The sequence below is a fragment of the Falsibacillus pallidus genome (assembly GCF_050990905.1).
GTDB lineage: Bacteria > Bacillota > Bacilli > Bacillales > DSM-25281 > Falsibacillus > Falsibacillus pallidus_A.
In genome coordinates, this window is sequence record NZ_CP158866.1 from 510,655 (window position 1) to 528,674 (window position 18,020).

Consider the following 18,020-nt stretch of genomic DNA (forward strand, 5'->3'; position numbering starts at 1 on the left):
AGCTGGAAAACAGATATAATGAAGATTCGATTGTTTTTGTGAAAGAAGATTTTTAAGGCAGTAAATTACTTTTTTTGTCATAGTTTCTAAAAGAAAATTAACATTTTCCCAGCCAAGAATTTATAAAATATTTACGTATGATTTAAGGTACAAAAAATCTTTTTCATGTTTGAAGAGGTGAAAATTGAAATGAATACTCTAAGAGACAAATCACGAGAGCTGATGAACCATAGACTCTCATTTTTCTTTTTAGCTGTAGTAATGTTCTGGATCAAGACTTATGCAGCCTATCGCATCGAATTTAACTTAGGAATCGAAAATGGAATTCAAAAATTCCTGCTTTTCTTTAACCCATTAAGCTCTGCCGTATTCTTTCTAGGCTTTGCATTATTCTTTAAAGGGAAGCTCCAAAATGCCGCCATTATCGTGATAAACTTCCTATTATCGTTCTTATTGTTCGCCAATATCACTTACTACAGGTTCTTTAATGACTTCATTACACTTCCTGTTTTGACTCAGGCAAAGAATAACGCCGGTGTAGGCGACAGTGCAATGGCCCTTATGAAGCCATGGGATGTCCTTTATTTTACGGATACAATCATCCTTCTGCTTCTAGTATTATTCAAGGTCGTTAAGCCGAAAGCGAAATTGGCAGTGCGTTCCCGCATCCTGGTATTCGCTTCTGCATTATTGATTTTCTCAGTGAATCTTGGATTGGCTGAAGCCGATCGTCCTGAACTTCTAACAAGGACATTTGACCGCAACTACTTAGTGAAATATCTAGGTGCGTATAACTATACGGTTTACGATTTAGTTCAAAATGCAAGATCTTCTGCCCAGCGCGCCCTTGCAGACAGCAATGACGTCGTGGAAGCAGAAAACTATATCAAAGCGAACCACACGCCAGCCAACCCGAAATACTTCGGAAAGGCAAAAGGCATGAACGTCATTTACGTTTCATTGGAATCTTTCCAGAACTTCGTAATCGACTATAAAATCAACGGCCAGGAAGTAACGCCATTCTTAAATTCCTTGGCTCATGATAACCAAACATTCTATTTCGATAATTTCTTCCATCAAACAGGCCAAGGTAAAACTTCCGATGCCGAATTCATGATGGAAAACTCATTGTTCCCGCTTCCTCAAGGTTCTGTATTTACGAATAAAGCCCAGAACACTTACCAGTCTGCGCCAGCCATCCTGAAAGATCATGGCTACACGTCAGCAGTGTTCCACGGCAACTATAAAACATTCTGGAACCGCGATGAAATGTACAAGTCAATGGGATATGACAAATTCTTTGATGCAACTTACTACGATATGAATGATCAAGATACACTGAACTATGGATTGAAGGATAAGCCATTCTTCAAAGAGTCCATGCCAATGCTTAAAGAATTGAAGCAGCCGTTCTATACAAAATTCATTTCACTGTCCAACCACTTCCCATTCCCATTGGATGAGGGAGATACAGAATTCCCTGCAGGGGACTTCGGCGATGGTGTAGTGAACCACTACTTCCAAACGGCTCATTATATGGATGAAGCATTACAGCAGTTCTTTGCTGATCTAAAAGAATCTGGATTATATGACAACACTGTAATCGTTATGTATGGTGACCATTACGGCATCTCTGAAAACCATAACGCTGCAATGTCAAAAGTAATGGGCAAGGATATTACTCCATTTGAAAATGCTCAGCTTCAACGTGTACCATTGTTCATCCACGTTCCTGGCGTGAAAGGCGGCCAGATCCACAAGTATGGTGGAGAAGTTGACGTCCGTCCAACATTGATGCACTTGCTTGGTGTTGATACTAAAGACTTCATGACGTTTGGTTCAGACTTATTATCTGACCAGCACCGTGATCTTGTTCCGTTCCGCAACGGCGACTTTGTATCTTCTAAGGCTTACCAGATCAATGGAACTTGCTACAGCAATCCAGACGGCGAGAAAGTAGACGCACAACAGTGTAAACAGCTTGACGACGTTGCGAAGAAAGAACTTGAGCTTTCCGACAGCATCGTCTACGGCGACTTGCTTCGTTTCTATACACCACCTGGCTTCACGCCGGTTGACCGAAGCAAATATGATTACACAAACCGTGAACCAAAAAATCAGCAATAACTAAATGAAAAAGCAGAAGGCATTCAGCCTTCTGCTTTTTTTTTATGATTTTTAAATTTCTTCCGCAAAAAAGAATCCTTCGATCAGGCTTTTCAATTCATCGAGCTCAGGGATAGAGCTGAAATTAGCCAGCATTCCCTGGATAACTGGAGCTCTCGACTCTTCCCGCTTGATTTCTTCCTCGAGAACTTCAAGGGTAATAAAGATATCTTCTTTTTTAGGGTGTTCATATAATCTCTCTTTTGATTCATCAATGGCACTTAGCAAATCTCGTTTGGTTTTTTTCGGGTGAAGAACTTTTTCAGCCAGCAGCTTGTTCATGGCATCTGTAGACAAGATCGGATTTTCTTTTTCAGGAGCACTGCCTGTCAGTCCTTTGACCAGATCATCTGCCCTATTAAGGAGGTAATGCGAAAGGTGGTCAAGATCAAGTTCTGTTACTTCGAAAATGATCAGCTCAAGGAAAGAATGGAAGATTCCCTGCAGCATGACAGTCAAGTCCCATATGTATGGCGTTATCGCATCGCCGTAGATCTCCATCAGAATCCTTTGGTAGTAAAGATTGGAACTCACACGCATATTGCGGATGAAAGATTCAATCGCTTCATTAAAAGGGATTGCATGCTCCCTAACCTGCATGATGATGAATTCTTTATGCCTGCTGATTTCATCGTAGTGGCAGTGAATTTGTTTAACGAAGCGTTCGCGCGGTTCGAGCGGCTGATTATCAATTTCTTTCACGCGCTCTTGGATGCGGGAATAGTAATATTCGAAAATGGCTAAAAGCAAAGCTTCTTTTGATTTGAAATATAAATAGAAGGCGCCTTTGGAAATGCCGCATTCTGTAGCGATTTCTTGTATGGACGTAGCAGTAAAGCCTTTTGTGGCAAACAGCTTGATCCCGGTTTCTATAATTAATTTCTCTTTTTCCTTCATCATGAACGCTCCCTGCAATAAGAGATAGAGTTGCTTATATTATGACCGATTGGTCACTATATTTCAAAGTGTCCATTTTGTTAAAATGTAACATTTAAAGTTGACTCATAACCGACTGGTCAGTTATATTATGAGTTGTTATGACTGATTGGTCAATCCTTAAATACATAAAAGAAAGTGGAGGGGCGAGATGAACAGCATTATCAATTTTTCGCTAAAGAATAAATTTGCCATATGGCTTATAACAATGATCATTGCGGCTGCCGGTCTTTATTCTGGCTTTAATATGAAGCTCGAAACAATTCCGAATATCACAACGCCGATTATTACAGTGACAACGGTGTATCCGGGTGCTACACCATCTGAAGTGGCAGATAAAATTTCTAAGCCTCTTGAACAGAGGATCAAGGGCTTAAACGGAGTGAAGATGGTCAGCTCAACTTCCTACCAAAATGCATCTGCCGTTCAGATTGAATATAATTTTGAAAAAAATATGGATGATGCTGAAAATGAAGTGAAAGAAGCCCTTGGAGACATCAGTCTTCCAGATGGGGTTCAGGATCCCGATGTCTCCAGATTAAGCTTCAATGCATTTCCGATCATGGCCTTAAGTGCATCGAACGAAAACCAATCACTGGCCAAATTGACAAAAGAAACTGAGAGGGACATCCTGCCTGTGCTTGAAGGCATCGATGGTGTTTCCTCCGTTCAGATCTCCGGCCAGCAGCTGGAAGAAGCAGAGATCGTCTTTAAAAAGGATAAGTTGAAAGCATTAGGGATGGATGAGGAAACCGTCAAAAATTTCATTAAGGGATCAAACGTTTCCTTCCCGCTTGGACTTTTCACATTTGCAGATACAGAAAAATCCGTTGTGGTCGATGGGAAAGTGACCTCTCTGGATGATTTGAAAAATATTAAAATCCCTGTCATTCCTTCAGCCGGTTCCGCAGGGCAAGGTGGACAAGCTTCCGCAGGTTCCGCAATGAAAGGTGCCGGTGGAAGTGCTGCAGGTGCTGCCGGCGGTCAGAACGGATCTGCACAGCAGCCTCAAGGGGCAGCTGGCCAAAAAGCAGGCATGCCAAATGCTGCTCAAGGATCGGCAGCTGGGATTAAATTGCCGACTGTACCATTAAAAGATATTGCAGATATTAAATTCACCGGGAAAGCAGAATCCATTTCACGGACTAACGGAAAAGAGTCTATCGGGATTCAAATTGTGAAGGCTTCTGATGCCAATACGGTGGATGTTGCAAACGAAGTAAAGAAGCAAGTTAAAGAACTTGAAAAAACACATGACGGACTTGATATTATAACGACGTTCGATCAAGGTAAGCCGATTGAAAAATCAGTTAGCACGATGCTGAACAAAGCGATTTTCGGAGCCTTGTTTGCTGTCATTATCATCATGCTGTTCTTAAGAGATTTCAAAACGACGATTATCTCAATTATTTCCATCCCGCTGTCATTATTGATCGCAGTCCTTCTGTTGAAACAGATGGATATCACGTTGAATATCATGACGCTTGGTGCAATGACCGTAGCTATCGGACGGGTCATTGATGACTCGATCGTTGTCATCGAGAATATTTACAGGCGGATGTCTTTGAAGGATGAAGCGTTAAAAGGCGGAGTCCTTATCAGAGAAGCAACGAAGGAAATGTTTAAGCCGATTGCTTCTTCTACCATCGTTACGATTGCGGTATTCCTGCCGCTCGGCTTGGTAAAAGGCATGATAGGGGAACTGTTCCTGCCGTTTGCATTGACAATTGTCTTTTCCCTATTGGCATCCCTTCTGGTAGCCGTTACGATTGTTCCGATGATGGCACATGCGCTGTTTAAAAAAGGCGTGAAGAAAAAGCCTCACAGGGAAGATAAGCCAAGCAAATTGACAAGGGGATACAAACGGGCATTGACGTGGGCACTCAACCATAAAATCATTACTTCCATCATTGCTGTTTTGATGCTCGTGGGAAGTTTAGCGCTTCTGCCGGTCGTCGGCGTCAGCTTCTTGTCTTCAGAAGAAGATAAGATGGTCATGGCGACATTCAAGCCTGATCCAGGGCAGACGCTTGAAGAAGTAGAAAAAGCGGCGGAAAAAGCCCAGAGCTACTTTGAGAAGCAAAAGTATGCAACAACGATCCAGTATTCGGTCGGGGGAGAGAACCCGATGAACCCGGGCAGCTCGAATAATGCATTATTCTACGTGTCATACAAAGAGGACACGCCGGACTTTGAAAAAGAGAAAGAAAAGGTAATCAAAGACCTGCAGAAAACGACGGACATTGGGACCTGGGAATCCCAAAGCTTTGGAGGCGGGGGCACTTCCAATAAGATCTCCCTATATGTATACGGCGAGAATATGAAGGAAATCGAACCTGTCGTGAACAAAGTCGAGAAAGCCATGAAAGGTTTGAAAGACTTTAAGAACGTCGACTCAAGCATGTCTGAAACGTATGATGAATATACGCTTTCTGTTAACCAGGAAAAGCTGAGCCAGTATGGCCTGACTCCGGCCCAGGTAGGAATGGCATTGAGCCCGCAGCGCCAGCGTCCGGTCTTGACCACTGTCATCAAAGATGGGGAAGAGGTCAATGTCTATCTTGGAGTTGAAAAGAGCAATTACAAAAATATTGATGACCTGACAAGTAAGAAAATCCAGTCGCCTCTTGGAATGCAAATCCCTGTAAAAGATATTGCAGAGGTCAAGGAAGGAAAGACTTCCAACACTATTTCACGCAGGGACGGCCGGATATTTGTTGAAGTGAGCGGAGAGCCGACGACGAAGGATGTGTCGAAAGCTTCAGCCAGCCTGCAAAAGGAAATTGATAAAATCGACGTCCCATCCAACATGGAGATTTCCATGGGCGGGGTGACAGAAGATATTAAAGAATCCTTTACACAGCTTGGTCTTGCCATGCTCGCAGCGATTGCGATCGTGTACCTGATCCTCGTCATCACATTCGGTGGGGGATTGGCGCCGTTTGCCATTCTATTCTCCCTTCCGTTTACGGTAATCGGCGGCGTCCTTGGATTATTGATCTCAGGAGAAACGTTGAGCATTTCCGCGATGATCGGTGCATTGATGCTGATTGGAATCGTAGTAACGAATGCGATTGTCTTGATTGACAGGGTCATTCATAAAGAGCAGGAAGGCTTATCAACGAGAGAGGCACTCTTGGAGGCTGGAATGACGCGCCTGCGTCCAATTTTGATGACGGCGATTGCCACAATCGGTGCATTGCTTCCATTGGCACTCGGATTGGAAGGCAGCGGCTTCATCTCGAAAGGCCTCGGTGTGACAGTAATCGGAGGATTGACAAGTTCAACCCTTCTCACACTTCTCATTGTACCGATCGTATATGAAACCATCAGTAAGTTCAGAAAGAAAAAGAAACGTTCAGCTCGAGAATTCGACCTGTAATAGAAAACAAAGAGCAATGCCCGCAGCTTGGGCATTGCTCTTTTTTATTAATAGTACTTCAGGTGACAGGCACCGCCCGGATTTTGTCGAATGATCGATCGGGATGAGGTCACGGCTTTTGTCGAATCTATTCCGTCCGCTGGGCATTGAAGTTCTGGACTTCGTGGCCGCTCACGGTGTCTGCAATCAGTTTTTTCACTTGGTTGTAGGTCAGGCCGGAATTGGCATTCTGTCTTTTGACTTCATCAATATTCGTACCTGCAGAAGTGTATTTTGGACTGTTTTCATTATTCATGAAGAAACACCTCCTTAATTAGTAACATGGACCCTTTAGGAGGTGTTTATGCGCTCACTTCAAAAATTCCTTTACCATTTCCACGTAACGGTTTTTATCATAGCCATTATAGAGGGAGGTCGATAATTTTATCGGATCCCCGAAGAAGAACCTTTCATATAACGTCTGCCTGGAGCCGAATGCACTCATCGTCAGATCCCAGGCCAGGCGGTATACCTTCACCCGCTCCTCCGCCGTAGATGCAGCGCCCTGCAAATATTTATCAAGCTCTGGCCGGATGATCTCCGAATTGAAATCCTTTTCTCCAGGGATGGATATCAGTCCGCTCGCTCCAAGCAAATGGAGGATTTCCACCATCCGCGGATAAATTTTTGGGTAGTAAATGATTGCGGCATTGAGGGCATTGGCCTCAGGCGTCATCATTCCCCATTCATTGAACGAACAATTCGTCTCCGAAGCAAGAAGCAGTGCTTTCATAATTTCTAAATTTACGATGATTTCGCTGCACTTTTCTTTTACATGCTGGTGCTCGCCGATGTTGATCGTCTGAATCATCTGCTCTGCAAGCCCTAGCAGAAACTCTGTTTTCACCACCTGGCGGGTGACAGCCTGGTATGAAAGGAGGGTGAACATATCCACTTCCTGACTCATGGCAAAAGCAACATTCAAATCCTTGTATAAAAAGACTTTATCCCATGGGACAAGCACATTATCGAAAACAACGACGGAATCTATCTCCTCAAACCGTGTGGAGAGAGGGTGATCGAAAGATGAATTCGAATAGACAAAAGACTCGCGGCACAAAAATTTTAAGCCGGGCGTATTGGATGGGATGATAAATCCATATATGTAGGATTCATCTATGAAATTTCCACCGGCAGGAAGAACAAGCAGTTCATCCGTGATGCCTCCCTGTGTGGCAAGAAGGCGCGCCCCTTTGATGACGATGCCCTCTGGTGTTTCGTCCACCACACGTGCGGCGATGACATCATCCTCGCCTTCAAAGTAGGACACGGAACGATTCGTCTGCGGATTGATGAAAGTGTGTGTAATGGATAAGTCGTTTTCGATGGCGTTTTCTAAAAGATTTTTAATGTTTTTGCCGAAGTCAGTGTTGTTCGTCGCCAACAATCCGGAGGCAGCCCCGAGGGTCATAATAGCTGAATTAATGTAGTCAGGAGACCTGCCCATCAACCCTGCATTTGACGATGCCCATAATTCTGTTGCCTTGCGCCTCTCAATCAAATCCTGTTTTGAGACGGGGCATTTAAATGAAAAATTAGCGGTAGACCCTTGGGTTGTCTTAAAAGTAAGCAATTCCCGGTGTTCTGGAAGATGCTGCATATCGTAAAGAGAAGCTTTGCTTTTTAAAATCCCTTTAAAAGCCCGATGTTCGGAAATCTTCCCCTGAACCTTTTCTCCGTTGATCCATATTTCGTTATTCAGCTGATCGATGCGTCTGATGAATTCAGCTCCTGTCACAATTCCCATATCGATACCTCCCATAAAGGTGCTAACGCTATTTTATGCGGAGGGGAAGCGGTTTTTTCCAAACAAATCATCAACAAAAAAACGGGGCAAGCAGAATCCCCGTTGTCATCACTATTTTTTATGCTTCCCTTTTTGGATTGCGAAGGAGGAAGATGCCGATCAGTATGACTGCTGCCAGTCCATAGGCGATATAGGCAACGGTCGGGGTGCTTGCTTGATTTTTGACGCCGATTCCGACAAAAGCCCAAATGAATACAAGCGGATAGACCCAATCGTGATTTTTCCATCTGATTAAAAGGGCCAGGAATGTCCCTGCCAATAGCAGGATGACAGTCCAGGTGACATCTGAGATTCCGAATCCATTCCACCCATAAAACGTGAGGACATAGCTGATGTTCGCAATGGTCGCGACACTTATCCATCCGAGATAAACGGAAAAGGGAAGGATATCCCAAAAGGAATGGCCAACTGACTGGATTCGGGTATACAGCTTGATGAGCGTCAAGAGAAGCAGCACCATTATGATGACGGTAAAGAAGAAATATTCATAATGCCAGAGAAAAATCCAAGCCGTGTTTAGAAGGCAGCTCAAAATGAAAAGTCCGCTTGTTGTGGTATAGAGCGGAAGGTCCCTCCTCTTTTTAGGTAGCTCCCTTAGGATCCAAATACCAACCAGAAGATAAATCAGCCCCCATATTGAAAAAACATAGCCAGCCGGAGTGAACAGGACATTGAGGCGGTTCGATATCTCGCCTGTTGTCTGTCCATTGAAAGGAATGATATTTGCGAGGGCATTGACAGCCACCATTAACACGAATGCAGCGAGATTCAACAGAAATCGGACCACGTAAAATCCCTCCTTTTTTCTTTATTGTCTCTATTTTATGCAAGACCACTGCCATTCCATTCTATTCTACTTACATATCCTATTTCCCAGGCTGCAAAACGGTTGGATATGCTCCAGATTTGCCGTTCTATTTTTTTGGAAAATATTTTTAGGACTTGTCTCATATCTTTAAGGTATGACCGTGAAGACGAGGAGAGAAAAGATGAATACATTCTTAAAGGGTTCCATCCTATTGATCGCTGTGGCATTTGCAGGCGAATGTCTTGAGTTCTTCATTAATATGGTGCTGGCAAAGGAAATCGGGGCACATGGGATGGGTTTATACATGTCCATAATGCCTTTTATTTTTTTGGTGGTCGTCATTGCGTCCCTTGAACTGCCCATCTCCATTTCCAAGATGATTGCCGAAAAAGAAGAGAAGTACCATAAAAGCATGCTCGGACATGCTTTTAAATTTGCGCTGTATTCCACCATTGCATTCAGCCTTGCTGCGCTTGCGGTATTTCCGGCCATTCCTGTCTTCAACCACTACCATCCGATTCTAAGGTGGCTGCTGCTGGCATTGATCCCAGTCATATCGATTTCTTCCGTTGCAAGAGGCTACTTCATGGGCATCCAGCAGATGGGGAAGATTGCTGCGGCGAACTTTTTGCGGAAGTTCCTCCAGCTTGTGTTCTTAGTCTTTTTGTATAAATGGTTTGATTTCACGATGGAAAAAGCGCTGCTGGTAGCGATCTGCACATTGATCGGGTCTGAGCTCGTCATCCTTATCTATTTGATGATTGCCTATTTCATTCAATACCAAGATATAAAAAAACGAAAAGTCCATTACCATACTGAAGGGAAGGTAGTGAGGAAGGATCTGCTTGCAGTGTCAGTGCCAACGACGGCACTTCGGATTTTTCATGCGCTGACAGCGGCAGTCCAGCCTTTCTTGATCAAAACCGCCCTGATGCATGCGGGATTGACCGAAACGATGTCGACGGAACAATTTGGAATCCTGACAGGGGTGGCGTTCACCATCGGCTTTTTTCCAGCGTTCATTGCCCATTCACTCCTTATCATCCTGATTCCAACCGTATCCGAGCACTATTCGAAAAGGAACAGGGAGGCACTACAAAGCTTGCTGCAAAAGGTGCTGATCTTTACTTTTTTGTACGGCGTCCCGGCCATCCTCTTGTTTTCCTTTGAAGGAGAGCGGCTGACGCAGCTGTTTTTCCATTCTTCCGATGCTGTATATTATCTGCAGCTGCTCTGGCCATTTTTCTTATTCCATTATTTCATCACCCCGATGCAGGCCTTCCTGATCGGGCTTGGGTTGGTGAAGGATGCCTTTTTTCATTCGGTCATTGCGACGGTCGTCACATTTACAATGATTTATATATTGGGGGCGATGCCGTCCTTTCAAATGAACGGGATCATCCTGGCGATGAATTCAGGGGCGCTTCTCCTGTGCCTGCTGCATTACGCAACCATCTGCAAAAAAATCGAAATGCCGATGTTCTTCGGCCGGCTGTTCAATGACTATTCCAGAAGGTAAGATCATTCGACAAATGTCGGGGCGTGCCTGTCACCATTGGTGACTGTCACGCCCCGATTTACTTTGTGGACCCATCCCCGTCTAAGCCTCAAGCCTTAGTTGAAAATAAAGCGGAGGCTCGTTATGGCAAACAAGGAATCCAGGTAGGATAGAGATATAAGAAAGGAGGAAGGGAACATGAAAAAATTTGGTCTTCTATTAGTCGGAGGCATCGCGGGGATTATTCTATTGACACATGTCGGACCGCTAGTCGGGCTGGCAGTGAGCCTGGTGATCCTGTACTACGCATTCAAGAGGTTCATGAGAGCGGATTCGACGTTTAAAAAAATCCTCTGGGCGAGCATCGGGGTCATCGCCCTTTTAGCATCAGCTTCCAATGTACCGGCCATTTTAGGGATTGCAGCTGCATGGGTTTTATTCCTGGTCTATAAAAACTGGAACGGACAAAAAGAAGATAGAACTGATAAAAATGATCCATTTGCGAACTTTGAACGTGAATGGGCTCAACTGAAGAAGTAATTTCTAAAAAGCAGCACAACAAAACCATACAAAAAGGAGAGATTGATCCATGGGCAGTTTATTTTCCAGAATCAAAAATTCAATTGAGGCAGATTTGCATGATCTGCTTGATCAAAAAGAGCAGAAAAACCCGATTGCTGTGTTAAACCAATACCTTCGCCAATGTGAAGCAGAAGTCGAGAAGACAAGAAAGCTCGTTGAACGCCAATATTTATTGAAAGAAGAATTTATAAAAGAGCATCATATTGCAGTGGAAATGGCAGAGAAAAGAAAGTATCAGGCAGACGTGGCTGAGAAGGCAGGAGAGCTGGAGCTTCATGACTTTGCACGAAAAGAGCAGCTGCAGTATGAAGAACGGGCAAATGCACTCTCAGCTTCCTTGCAGAAATCCTCTGCCCAGCTGAATGAGCTTGAACGAAAATATGAAAGCATGAAGCATAAATTGAAGGACATGAACTTGAAGCGCCTTGAGTTGATGGGCCGCGAAAACATCGTGAGAGCCCACCATCAAATGAACAAAGTGCTGGATCAATCAGCAGCCTCTGCGGGCTCAAACGCTCACTTCAACGAAATGGAAAATTACTTGGACAGCCTGGAGCAAAAAGTGAACAGTGCTTATTACCGTGAGACGATCGATGCGAAAATCGCTCTATTAGAAAAAGAAGCAAAAAATGAAGAAACTCATACTATTTCTTAGGCAAAACATGGTATTCTAAAAAGGCGCAGGACAACTGTGCCTTTTCGCTGATAATAATAGTAAGAACATAAATATTTCATAGCAAAGGAGGCGTACCCATATGATGGATAAGATTAAAGGGGATGAGCTTAGCTGGATCATCCTTATCGGAATATTGCTCCTCGTGTTTGAACTTTCCTTTCATAATGGGGACGCCATTTTTTCTTTGTTTGTATCAGGTGTCCTTATCTACCTTGGAAGAAAAAAACGGAAAGACGGCAAAAAAGGGAACTTTCTTTTTTGGATCGGAATCATCATTCTGATCGTGACCATTTTCAATCTGATCACTTTCAGACTGCTGATCATTGCTATCATCGGATATGTCCTTATTCAATTTTGGATGTCCAAAAAGAGGCCAGAGGTTATCTCACCGAAAATCAACCTGGAGAAGAAGCCAATTCATCAAGAAAAAGGCTTCATTAAGAATCCGTACATCCGAAATCAGTGGTTCGGATCCCAGTCGACGCCGGATCATTCCTATGAATGGGAAGATATCAACATACAGACAGGCATCGGAGATACCATCATCGATCTGAACAACACCGTTCTGCCGACTGGAGAATCAATCATATTGATTAAGAACATCGTAGGAAATGTTAAAGTGCTCGTACCATACGAAACGGAGGTCAGCATCCAGCATTCCGTCATTGCAGGATCTGTTTCCATTTTCGAGAACGAGGAGCCGTCCGTTTTTAATTACTGCGTCCAATACCGATCTGAAGGCTTTGATATGGCAGGACAGCGGGTGAAGATTTTGACCTCTATGCTTGTCGGGAATTTAGAGGTGAAGAGATCATGAGCGTGATTCAACGTCAGATTTTATTCGGATTGATGATCTCTGTCATCCTCTTTATCGCATTATCAATCGTGTTTTTTCTTGCTTTCCCATTAGATGATTGGTCAATGATTTGGACAAGAAAAATAATGGATTTGCCATTTGTCATGGTCGTTCCAATTTTAAGTTTATTAATCGGCATCAGTGCCGGATTGTTCACGGGGATCTCGTGGAGCAGACAGTTTAAATCTGTTAGAGAAGAATTAAGCCAAGTATTAAGCGGACACATCGCCAAAAAGAAAGAACCTGTCAAAATCACAGAACTTGCCTCCATTGAACAGCAAGTGGATAAAGTAAAAAATCATATCATTGAGCAGACAAAACTTTCCCAAAAGCTTGCAACCGAGAAGGCGGAGGACCAGGAGAAGCGGATCCAGGAAATCGTCTCCCAGGAACGCAATCGCCTGGCAAGGGAACTTCATGACTCTGTCAGCCAGCAATTGTTTGCGGCCTCCATGATGATGTCAGCCATCACAGAATATCCCCGTCCAGCAGATTCTCCTGAAACGAAACAGCTGAAGATGGTAGAGCAGATGATCCAGCAGTCGCAGCTGGAAATGAGGGCACTTCTCCTGCACCTCCGACCGGCTGCATTAAAAGGAAAGTCACTGGAGGAAGGAATCAGGGAACTGCTTGAAGAATTAGTTCAAAAAGTTCCGATGGATATTCAATGGAAAATCGAACCGCTTGAATTGGATAAGGGGATTGAAGACCACCTCTTCAGGATCCTGCAGGAATCGGTGTCTAATACGCTCCGCCATTCCAAAGCATCGAGTCTGGACGTCCTGCTTATCGAACGCGATCAGCTGATTATCCTTCGCATCTCTGACAATGGAGTAGGCTTTGATGTGGAAAAAGAAAAAGCAGGGTCCTACGGTCTTCAAAACATGCATGAACGTGCATTGGAAATCGGCGGAACACTGAAGATCGTCAGTTTGCAAAATAAAGGGACGCGCCTGGAAGTGAGAGTCCCGAAGATTACGTTAGAAGGTGATAAACATGATTAGAGTTCTCTTTGCGGATGACCATGAAATGGTGCGGATCGGTGTAGCATCCTATCTGTCGGCACAGCCGGATATAGAGGTTGTCGGAGAGGCAGAAAATGGGGCAAGGGCAGTCGAGCTTGCTTTAGATCTCAAACCTGATATTATCCTGATGGATCTCGTGATGCCTGAAATGGATGGTATTGAAGCGACTAGCGCCATAATGGCTCAGTGGCCGGAAGCGAAAATCATCATTGTCACAAGCTTTCTTGATGATGAAAAAGTCTATCCTGCTCTTGAAGCAGGTGCTGCAAGCTATATGCTCAAGACCTCCAAAGCCAGCGAGATTGCGGAAGCTGTAAGGGCTACATACAACGGCCAATCCATTCTCGAACCTGAAGTAACCGGAAAGATGATGGCCAAAATGCGGAATCGCGGGGCGAAGGAATTGCATGAAGAACTGACCAACCGCGAGATGGAAATCCTTCTTTTAATGGCAAAAGGAAAAACGAATCAGGAGATTGCTGACGAACTTTTCATTGCGTTAAAAACCGCGAAGACCCATGTCAGCAACATTCTGGCAAAGCTGAATGTACAGGATCGTACACAGGCAGTCATCTACGCTTTTAAACATTCGCTGGCGGAGTAGGATTGCCAGCCACTTTTCATAAATACATAAGCATCCAGCCCAGCGGAAACCGGTCAATAGAAAATGATGCCGGTTTTTCTTTTGTTTGGGGAAAAATTTTAAATAGAAAGGAGCATGAACAATGGCCAATCCATGGGAAGCTGAATTCATTGTCGACTGTGAATTAGCTGTACAATTAATTGAATCACAGTTCCCGGAGATTGATCCGGTGGAAACAAAGAAGATAGGTGAGGGCTTTGATAATACAATTTACCGGGTGAACGAGGAATACCTTTTCCGTTTTCCGAGGAGGGAGATTGCGGTCCCGCTGATTGAGACAGAAGCCGCAATCCTTCCAAGGCTGAACAGCATTGCACCACTGAATATTCCGGCCCCTTTGTTTTACGGTAAACCTGGCTCCCACTATCCATGGCCATTTTTAGGCTATAAATATGTGAAGGGAAGCGTACCAACTGATCTCAGTAAAATAAATGGGGAGGACTCTGCCCGTCTCCTCGGCAGGATGCTTACGAAAATTCACCAATTCTCCATAGGGGAAGCTGTAGAGCTGGGCGTGCCTTATGACACCCTATACAGAGTGGATATCGAAAAAAGAAAAGATAAAATGATAGAAAACATGGAAATGCTGATGGATTCAGGCTGCGTAAAATGGGAAGAGAAGTGGCGGAAATTTACTGATTCTCTCCAGCACATTGACTACGATAGTCCTAAGACTTTGTGCCATGGAGATCTGCATATCCGGAATATTCTCGTGGATGAGAAGCATACTATCAGTGGCATTATCGATTGGGGGGACGTCCACATCGGAAATCCAGCAGTTGACCTATCCATTGTATACAGTCTTTTGCCTAAGGAAAGCCGCGGTTTCTTTTTTCAGGAATACGGGGAAGTGGAAGAGAATATTCTTCAACTGGCACGTTTTAAAGCTGTCTACACTGCGGCTGTGTTGGCCGTCTACGGGATAGATAAGAAGGATACATTCCTTGTTTCTGCCTCTATACAGAGCTTGAAACGCTCACTGGACTAAAGCTGCTTTCCTTCTAGCAATGAAGGAAAGGAATGGATTTTTCATTCCTGAATTTATATAGTATAATTATTTTATCCATATTACTGGGAGTTTGCTCTCATATAGCGAATACGGTATGATAGTAATTGATATTACTAGAAACGTATAAATAATTTTAGAGGTGGAGTTTAAATGGATTTCTCGTATGTTCTAGGTTTAGCTCTGTCTGGTGCAGCCATCGTTGCACTATTGAAGATCGTTGCGCTTGATATCATCCTTTCAGGCGACAATGCGGTTGTCATTGCCATGGCAACAAGGAACCTTCCGGCAGAGCAGCAAAATAAAGCGATTTTCTGGGGTACTGCAGGGGCTGTCATCTTGCGCATCCTGTTTGCCGCAGTTATTGTATACTTGCTTAAATTGCCATTCGTCAACATCGTTGGTGGATTGCTCCTTCTATGGATTGCCTATAAAGTGCTGGTAGAAGAAGAAGGCGAAGCTAACATCAAGGGCCAAAGCGGCGTGATGAAAGCGATCGGAACAATCGTAGTAGCAGATGCAGTCATGAGTCTGGACAACGTAGTAGCCGTTGCCGGAGCTGCAGACGGACATCTTGGTATGATTGCGATCGGTGTACTGATCAGTATCCCGATTATGATTTTCGGTTCAAAAATGATCGTAAAATTGATGGACCGCTTCAAGTGGATTGCCTATGCAGGAGCAGGAATCCTTGCTTGGACGGCTGGCGAAATGCTATTGAAAGATGACCACGTCAATGATCTCTTGAGCCTTTCCCACGGATTGAGATATATCATTGCCGGCTGCATCACAGTCATCGTCCTTGTCCTTGGATACTCCAAGAACAAGAAAGCAGAAGAAGACGGAAAAGCAGAACAGTCTGCATAATAAGAAAAAAAGAACCAGGAATGCTTGCCTCTCTAAACAAGAGATGGACAAGCTTCCTGGTTTTTTTATTCGACAAAAATCGGGGCGTGCCTGTCACTTTAACGAGCGCACTGAAGGAAACCTCCCAGCCTCTAGCCGGCAGAGCTGGACACCACCGTTTTCATTCTTCCTTATACTCATATTCTTCCGGATCAGGCCATTCCGGATCTGGATCGATTCTTGTGGAGTCTTCGCTATGGAGTGTTCTTTTTAAAAAATGAATAAAAAAACTGCCTGCGCAAAATAGTATGAAAGCAAGCATAATTGTCGTAATCCACCAATTTGCCATAATCAATCCCCCTTTTCACATATATATGCCTGCGGACAACTTTTCTTTCTTCAAGAGAGGAAAAAGGATAGCTTTTAAAGAATTATCCATCGTAACAAAATGACAAGAGACATGAGGGATCTAAATGAAAATGATATTGGCCACAGAGAATGAGAGCAAGGAAGCAGCGGAACTCTATTCATTGTGCAAGAAAGAACTGTTGAAAAAAGATATTTATCAATGGGATGACAACTATCCAAATGAGGAGTTTGTCAAAGACTGGATAGAGGATAAGGAACTTTATCTGGCAGTTGAAGAAGAAGAAATCATCGGGGCCGTAGTCCTTAACGAATATGAAAGTGATGAATGGGGTTCCGTACAGTGGGGAAATGAAGATGGCAATGACCTAATCGTACACGCCCTTTGCGTCCACCCTTATCAGCAGGGGAAAGGTATAGGGAAAGAACTTGTTCAGCATAGTGAGAATATCGCCACAGAGAAAGGGTACAGCAGCATCAGGCTGGATGCCTTTTCAGGAAATGAACATGCCTTGAAGCTGTATGAATCCATGGGATACATAAAAAGAGGGGAAGTCCATTTCCAATCGAAGCCCGAAGGACATCAGTGCTATTACTGCTTTGATAAAATCCTGGAATAATATGAAGTAAAAAATACACAAAAATGCCGCAGCCTCATACAGCGAGGGTGCGGCACATTTCTGTCTTATTTTTGGTCTTCGTATCCGTTGATAAGCAAGTCAAGTTTCCCTGTTCCCGGGTCGATGACCAAGCCGTGGACTGGGACTTTTTTATCCATCAGTGGATGGTTTTTAATCATGCTGACACTGTTTTCTACGTTTTCTTGAACGCTGTCAAAGCCTCGAAGCCATTCTTCAAGGTTGATGCCGGAATAATTGAGAGTTTCCATTGTTTCTTTTTCAATCCCGCGAGCAAGCATTTTTTTGAGGGTTTCGTCGCTCTTGATCGAGCTCATCCCACAGTCATGGTGCCCGATGACCATTACTTCGTCGGCATTGAGTTCATAGACTGCTACTAGAAGGCTGCGCATGATACTTCCAAATGGATGCATCACAGTCGCGCCGGCGTTTTTAACGAATTTGACATCGCCATTTTTGATATTCAATGCTTTCGGAAGCAATTCTACCAATCGCGTATCCATGCATCCGAGAATGACAAGCTTCTTATTTGGAGACTTAGTTGTGATGTAGTCTTCATAGAGCTTTTCTGATACAAACTTTTCATTATAGCTTAAGATATCCTGTAATAATGTCATCAAAATCACCTCATCTAATTTAGCATATCCTTATTATAAAATATTTTTCTATTTTTATCTAATCATAGAAAAGTGATAGGAATTGTTTAATATGATTTTCTGATTTATCATATAAATTAGAAGCGATTA

The 18,020-nt window shown here is 43.7% G+C and carries 17 protein-coding genes; 11 read left to right on the top strand and 6 right to left on the bottom strand.

From position 1 onward, the window contains the following. Window positions 1-189: 189 nt before the first annotated feature. Window positions 190-2,127 (top strand): LTA synthase family protein, encoded by a 1,938-nt coding sequence (locus ABTV07_RS02630; RefSeq protein WP_433747119.1) that lies wholly within the window; start codon window positions 190-192, stop codon window positions 2,125-2,127. 51 nt (window positions 2,128-2,178) lie between these two features. Here the strand turns inward: ABTV07_RS02630 and ABTV07_RS02635 are convergent, their stop codons facing one another. Next, a complete protein-coding gene (locus tag ABTV07_RS02635) occupies window positions 2,179-3,063 on the bottom strand; it encodes a TetR/AcrR family transcriptional regulator (protein WP_433747122.1) in 885 nt (294 codons plus the stop codon). Between the two features lie 190 nt (window positions 3,064-3,253). On the opposite strand from ABTV07_RS02635, the gene ABTV07_RS02640 reads away from it, so the two are divergent. Continuing rightward, on the top strand, window positions 3,254-6,484 hold the full coding sequence (locus tag ABTV07_RS02640) for an efflux RND transporter permease subunit (protein WP_433747124.1): 3,231 nt from the start codon (window positions 3,254-3,256) through the stop codon (window positions 6,482-6,484). A gap of 127 nt (window positions 6,485-6,611) precedes the next feature. Here the strand turns inward: ABTV07_RS02640 and ABTV07_RS02645 are convergent, their stop codons facing one another. The 3 genes from ABTV07_RS02645 to ABTV07_RS02655 form a co-directional block, all read right to left on the bottom strand. Continuing rightward, window positions 6,612-6,779 (bottom strand): hypothetical protein, encoded by a 168-nt coding sequence (locus ABTV07_RS02645; RefSeq protein ID WP_433747127.1) that lies wholly within the window; start codon window positions 6,777-6,779, stop codon window positions 6,612-6,614. Between the two features lie 54 nt (window positions 6,780-6,833). Then, window positions 6,834-8,270, bottom strand: coding sequence for a 4-hydroxyphenylacetate 3-monooxygenase, oxygenase component (gene hpaB / locus ABTV07_RS02650; protein WP_433747130.1), 1,437 nt, complete (start codon window positions 8,268-8,270; stop codon window positions 6,834-6,836). 118 nt (window positions 8,271-8,388) lie between these two features. After that, window positions 8,389-9,117: a TspO/MBR family protein gene (locus ABTV07_RS02655; protein WP_433747131.1), complete on the bottom strand. Its 729-nt coding sequence runs from the start codon at window positions 9,115-9,117 to the stop codon at window positions 8,389-8,391. A gap of 202 nt (window positions 9,118-9,319) precedes the next feature. Between ABTV07_RS02655 and ABTV07_RS02660 the strand changes: the two genes are divergently transcribed. The 8 genes from ABTV07_RS02660 to ABTV07_RS02695 all read left to right on the top strand — a co-directional run bounded on the left by ABTV07_RS02660 (window position 9,320) and on the right by ABTV07_RS02695 (window position 16,291). Next, complete coding sequence (locus tag ABTV07_RS02660) at window positions 9,320-10,657, top strand: polysaccharide biosynthesis protein (protein ID WP_433747134.1); 1,338 nt, start codon at window positions 9,320-9,322, stop codon at window positions 10,655-10,657. 177 nt (window positions 10,658-10,834) lie between these two features. After that, on the top strand, window positions 10,835-11,176 hold the full coding sequence (locus ABTV07_RS02665; RefSeq protein WP_433747136.1) for a flagellar basal body rod protein: 342 nt from the start codon (window positions 10,835-10,837) through the stop codon (window positions 11,174-11,176). A gap of 49 nt (window positions 11,177-11,225) precedes the next feature. Further along, window positions 11,226-11,873 (top strand): PspA/IM30 family protein, encoded by a 648-nt coding sequence (locus tag ABTV07_RS02670; RefSeq protein WP_433747138.1) that lies wholly within the window; start codon window positions 11,226-11,228, stop codon window positions 11,871-11,873. A 100-nt stretch (window positions 11,874-11,973) separates the two neighbouring features. Beyond that, window positions 11,974-12,711: a cell wall-active antibiotics response protein LiaF gene (gene liaF / locus ABTV07_RS02675; protein WP_433747140.1), complete on the top strand. Its 738-nt coding sequence runs from the start codon at window positions 11,974-11,976 to the stop codon at window positions 12,709-12,711. Then, window positions 12,708-13,754, top strand: a complete 1,047-nt coding sequence (locus ABTV07_RS02680) for a sensor histidine kinase (RefSeq protein ID WP_433747142.1) — start codon at window positions 12,708-12,710, stop codon at window positions 13,752-13,754. The genes liaF and ABTV07_RS02680 overlap by 4 nt, the downstream gene beginning before the upstream one ends. Continuing rightward, a complete protein-coding gene (locus ABTV07_RS02685; RefSeq protein ID WP_433747145.1) occupies window positions 13,747-14,379 on the top strand; it encodes a response regulator in 633 nt (210 codons plus the stop codon). Before ABTV07_RS02680 ends, ABTV07_RS02685 begins: the two co-directional genes overlap by 8 nt. Window positions 14,380-14,500: 121 nt before the next feature. Continuing rightward, window positions 14,501-15,406 carry a phosphotransferase gene (locus ABTV07_RS02690; protein WP_433747148.1) on the top strand — a complete coding sequence of 302 codons (906 nt, stop codon included), beginning with the start codon at window positions 14,501-14,503 and terminating at the stop codon, window positions 15,404-15,406. A gap of 171 nt (window positions 15,407-15,577) precedes the next feature. Continuing rightward, entirely contained in the window at window positions 15,578-16,291 is a 714-nt protein-coding gene (locus ABTV07_RS02695) for a TerC family protein (protein WP_433747151.1), read from the top strand. Between the two features lie 160 nt (window positions 16,292-16,451). Here ABTV07_RS02695 and ABTV07_RS02700 read toward each other — a convergent pair whose 3' ends face one another. Continuing rightward, window positions 16,452-16,619, bottom strand: coding sequence for a hypothetical protein (locus ABTV07_RS02700; RefSeq protein WP_433747154.1), 168 nt, complete (start codon window positions 16,617-16,619; stop codon window positions 16,452-16,454). Between the two features lie 124 nt (window positions 16,620-16,743). Here ABTV07_RS02700 and ABTV07_RS02705 point away from each other — a divergent pair, with 124 nt between their 5' ends. Beyond that, on the top strand, window positions 16,744-17,256 hold the full coding sequence (locus ABTV07_RS02705; protein ID WP_433747156.1) for an N-acetyltransferase family protein: 513 nt from the start codon (window positions 16,744-16,746) through the stop codon (window positions 17,254-17,256). Window positions 17,257-17,321: 65 nt separating this feature from the next. Here ABTV07_RS02705 and ABTV07_RS02710 read toward each other — a convergent pair whose 3' ends face one another. Next, on the bottom strand, window positions 17,322-17,891 hold the full coding sequence (locus ABTV07_RS02710; RefSeq protein ID WP_433747159.1) for a beta-class carbonic anhydrase: 570 nt from the start codon (window positions 17,889-17,891) through the stop codon (window positions 17,322-17,324). Window positions 17,892-18,020 lie beyond the last annotated feature (129 nt).